This window comes from Xenorhabdus sp. PB61.4 (assembly GCF_963894935.1).
GTDB lineage: Bacteria > Pseudomonadota > Gammaproteobacteria > Enterobacterales > Enterobacteriaceae > Xenorhabdus > Xenorhabdus stockiae.
In genome coordinates, this window is the sequence record NZ_CAWQJR010000024.1 from 61,711 (window position 1) to 66,260 (window position 4,550).

Here is a 4,550-nt window from a genome sequence, read left to right on the forward strand (position 1 = left end):
GTCTAAAGAGGCAAACTATGCAGGATTTTCTCAACCCATTTATGACAAATATCGGTGCGCAGGCGCTGTCCGCACTGGAAGCGGACATCACAGATAACCCGGTCAGCTATTGTCATGATAGGTTAAACAGGCCGGTATGCAGCCTTGAAGAACTGGAAAAACAGTTCTCTTCCGTGAGCATACCGGAATGCCCGGTTGATACCGGAATATACACCCGGTATCTGAGCGAAAATGTGCTTAATCAGGTTATGCCTGTTTCCTCACCTGCCTTTGTGGGCCATATGACATCCGCTCTTCCCCTGCACTTACCGGCGCTGGGGAAGATACTGACAGCGCTGAACCAAAATGTCGTCAAACTGGAAACCTCCCACGCCCTGACCGCGCTGGAGCGTCAGGTCTTGGGAATGATGCACAAACTCGTTTACAACTATGATGACAACTTCTATCAAAAATGGCTTCACAATGGTGATCATGCGCTGGCGAGCTTCTGCTCCGGCGGAACCGTGGCTAACCTGACTGCATTATGGGCATGCCGGAATCAGCTTATGCCCGCAGATGACGACTTTGCCGGACTTGCTCGTGAAGGATTAGCCCGTGGACTCATCCATTATGGCTATAGCGGACTGGCGATTCTGGTATCAGAACTGGGACACTACTCACTGAAAAAGGCCGTTGATGTGCTGGGTCTTGGGCAGGATGCACTGGTTAAAATCGCCACTGACAAAGACGGGAAAATTTGTCTTGATGACCTTCTCATTCAGTTACAGGAACTGCGCCGACGTAATATCAAACCGATGGCAATTGTCGGCATCGCTGGCAGTACCGAAACAGGCTCTATCGACCCGCTGGATGCGCTGGCTGATATTGCTGAACGGGAACAGTGTCATTTTCACGTCGATGCCGCATGGGGAGGTGCCAGCCTGTTATCAGAACGCTATCGGCACTTATTCAAGGGCATCGAGCGTGCGGATAGCGTGACTATTGATGCACATAAACAGATGTACGTCCCGATGGGATCAGGCATGGTGCTATTCCGTCAGCCCACTATGGCCGATGCTATTGAGCAGCATGCTAATTACATCTTACGTAAGGGATCAAAAGATCTGGGCAGACATACTCTGGAAGGTTCACGTAGCGCGATGTCGCTGATGCTGCACAGTAACCTTCACCTACTTGGGCGACAAGGAATGGCAGCTCTGATAGATGCAGGCATTGAGAAAGCACATCAGTTTGCGGACTTCATTCACCAACAGGAAGATTTCGAACTAATCAGCGAACCGCAGCTTTGTCTGTTGACTTACCGCTACGCCCCACCCGCTGCAATTAAACTGATGCATGAAGGTTCTGAGCTGATACGACAAAAAGTACAGGACATGCTTAATGCCCTCAATCAGAATATCCAGACCATGCAGCGCTCTGCCGGAAAAACATTTGTTTCACGTACCAGCATTAAACCTGCGCAATGGAATAAACAACCAACGACTGTTTTTCGCGTTGTGCTGGCAAATCCACTAACAACGCCGGAAATACTGGAGGACATGATTGAAGAACAGCGCCAACTGGCAAGGCAAAGTGAGTTCTGGGGAGATTTGCAGGATTTACTGGGTTCAGATTGAAATGCATTCTGAGAGAGGAAGCGTCATGAGTCGTTATATCGCTCAAAAGCCGATACGGGACTGACTAAGCGGCTTCGATATTGGAGCAGCCGATAATATATTGTACATTTATCGGCCTTCAATAAAGATTATCGTCCTGACAATCAAGGCCGGTGACTGAGCGATAAAACAGAGGGATATGTTGTGGCAAAAAAAGAAAAACAGCCTAACCATGATGCGTTATTCAAGCATTTTTTAACGCAACCTGAAACAGCCAAGGAATTTCTATCCCTTTATCTGCCAAGTGAGATTCAGTCTTTGTGTGATTTAACCACACTGAAACTGGAACCCGGCAGTTTTGTCGATCGGCATTTACGCCAGTTGCACAGTGATGTGTTGTATTCCGTTGAGACAACGCAGGGAGTCGGTTACATTTACTGCCTGATTGAACATCAATCCACTCCTGATACCTTAATGGCCTGGCGATTGATGTATTATGCGATGTCAGCAATGGCCGCTCACCTGAAAAAAGGGCATACTGAACTGCCTTTGGTGGTTCCCTTACTGTTTTATCATGGTGAGGTTCGGCCATATCCTTACTCAAACCGGTGGCTGGATTGTTTCACACTCCCCGAACAGGCTACTCGCTTATATCATCAGGCATTTCCACTGGTAGATATCACTGCGTTTAGCGATGAAGAAATCCTGACGCATAAAAGCATTGCTTTAATGGAGTTGGTACAAAAACACATCCGTTGTCGGGATATGCTGGAGTGGATCCCCCAATTGGTGGCCTTATTGAATGCAGGTTATAATACGGTTGAACAACGCAATGTTGTGTTAAGCTATATTTTACTGAATGGGCATACTCTGGATATCTCACAATTTGTCCATCAACTCATTGAACAATCTCCGGAGCATAAAACGATGTTGATGACTATTGCAGAACAGCTTGAGCAAAAAGGGCGCGAGCAGGGTCTTGAACAAGGCAGAGAAGAAGGCAAGGCCGAAGGTAAACTGGAAACGGCTCGCGCATTATTACAGCATGGTGTCAGTCTGGATATTATCGCCACCAGTACCGGACTGAGCCGGGAAGAAATTGAAACGTTAAAACATTAAATTAATCGCCTTCTTTCACAGTAAAATGCCGATATTTAAAATCGGCATTTTTGTTTTAATTTAAGAGGATTGTTATGTTTAATTATCAAAGAGTTTAAAATTTGGCATATTTCTCCTTTTTTATTTTTATAGAAAAATAATTAATTAGTAACAAAAATTATTAAATTTTTAGAGATTGATGAAAAGTCCCTACCTTCCACCTGAGACTAATAAATTCGTTCCCGTTGAATTTTCTATTGCCTCATCAATTCCTGATTATGTAATTTAATCCTCTTTATAAATTCTGGGGTTGCACTATTATCGTTTCCTATATAATCAGCACTGATTATTCCTGGATGAAGAATCTTATCAATAGCCTCGGCCAAAATATTTTTCTTTCTAGATAAATAATTTTTTACTCCCTTAGTAAATTCACCATGTTTAACAGAAGCAAATGGCATGTTCGTCTGAATAATATTAAGTTTATTTTCGGGCGCAGGTTTTTTATGAAAAGAAGTAAGGAACTTGGCTGTAGCCTTTGCATTTGCTCTATTAGCCCATTGTGTGTTAACCTGCTTTTTATAGGGGTAAACAAAATTTTTCTCAACTCCATTATAACCATGCACCATAATTCCAATATTTTTTCCTTTATTTAATAAATCAACCGATGCATCTCCTAAATTTAGCGTGTCACTCTTGGTAATTAGATTACCATGATAATTTTTGAGCACTGTCTCTAAAAACACATCTGACGCTGCATTTTCTCTAGAAACAGTGTTCTTCTTACTCTCTCCTTTAAATACAAATTTGATGAGATAAAAGTTATTGGTATTTTTTGCTGCATACTGCAACAATTCTATAACATCATCAACAGCATTCCCGCTCGCAACACTAGGGCCATGAAAAAAACTAAATGAGTTATCTTTGTTCCGCGCTACGCGAATATCGAAGTATCTCGCTCCTGCTTTCGCTTGCTCTACCAAGGTTTTATTTTGGGTTTTAAATGCACCAGGAAATGCCTCCCCTAAACTTCTGGGTATTCTATTTTTATTTCTCCTTTTACTATAAGCATAGGTTCCTGCATCATGGCTGCCCAGCATAGCTATCTTAGATAATGGGGTATTATCAGGTAAATCTTTGTGATCTTCATAGCCATTTTGGCTTGGTTGTTCTATAGTTTCAATTTCATATGTATTCATAAATACTCCTTAATATTTCAATGAGAATGTAGCAATTTATATAAGTAAAGTGTGGCTTAAATAAGCACTTATTAAAAATTGACAGCAAAGATAAATAAAGAAATAATGATTAAAGTTAATTTCATTATTAATATATAAAGTGGCTCTACTCTTTTTTGCTATTTTGTTATGAACCCTTGTTCAGGCTCACAAATAAAGTCATTTATTAAATTAAAACATTATGTTATTTTCTATAAACATCATCATATGGCGACTTATGATTCTTGTAGTCATTTTCAATATTTTTAAGTTCCTCATAAATTGAAAAAACCTTATTGTACAAACACTCTCCTTCTTCCGTTAGAATTAACCCTTGGCTTTTTCTGACAAAGAGTTTTACACCTAATGAAAACTCCAGTTTTTTTAAGCTTCGGCTAATTGGTGACTCTGTTATAAAAAGCTCCTTTGTTGCCTTATTTATTGATTTATTTTTGGCTACAACAATAAAATTTACTAAATCTTTTGAAATAAACACCTGAACTCCTTTTTAAATTCGATAGGGTTTGCTTTTGGTGTTGTAAAATTATTAATGAATTTGTTTCACTTTTATTTTAATTATGTGATTTTTATAAATATTCATCATGATGAATACACATGATTTCGCAATAATATATAGACA

Annotated in this window: 4 protein-coding genes; 2 read left to right on the top strand and 2 right to left on the bottom strand. The window is 40.6% G+C overall.

Going from position 1 to position 4,550, the window contains the following annotated elements; genetic code table 11:
• Window positions 1-17 precede the first annotated feature (17 nt).
• Together panP and AACX68_RS02520 are read left to right on the top strand one after the other, a co-directional pair.
• The gene (gene panP / locus AACX68_RS02515; protein ID WP_228858343.1) at window positions 18-1,616 is read left to right on the top strand and encodes a pyridoxal-dependent aspartate 1-decarboxylase PanP; all 1,599 of its coding nucleotides are present in this window, start codon (window positions 18-20) and stop codon (window positions 1,614-1,616) included.
• Between the two features lie 183 nt (window positions 1,617-1,799).
• Window positions 1,800-2,714: an Rpn family recombination-promoting nuclease/putative transposase gene (locus AACX68_RS02520; RefSeq protein ID WP_228858344.1), complete on the top strand. Its 915-nt coding sequence runs from the start codon at window positions 1,800-1,802 to the stop codon at window positions 2,712-2,714.
• Window positions 2,715-2,947: 233 nt separating this feature from the next.
• On the opposite strand, the gene AACX68_RS02525 is transcribed toward AACX68_RS02520, so the two are convergent.
• Window positions 2,948-3,892, bottom strand: coding sequence for a hypothetical protein (locus AACX68_RS02525; protein ID WP_228858345.1), 945 nt, complete (start codon window positions 3,890-3,892; stop codon window positions 2,948-2,950).
• Between the two features lie 223 nt (window positions 3,893-4,115).
• A complete protein-coding gene (locus AACX68_RS02530) occupies window positions 4,116-4,406 on the bottom strand; it encodes a helix-turn-helix domain-containing protein (RefSeq protein ID WP_099120565.1) in 291 nt (96 codons plus the stop codon).
• Between the last annotated feature and the right edge of the window lie 144 nt (window positions 4,407-4,550).

Bases quoted from the DNA above. Each gene is read 5' to 3' on its own strand.
- panP (WP_228858343.1), top strand. From the start codon at position 18: ATGCAGGATTTTCTCAACCCATTTATGACAAATATCGGTGCGCAGGCG.
- AACX68_RS02525 (WP_228858345.1), bottom strand. From the start codon at position 3,892: ATGAATACATATGAAATTGAAACTATAGAACAACCAAGCCAAAATGGC.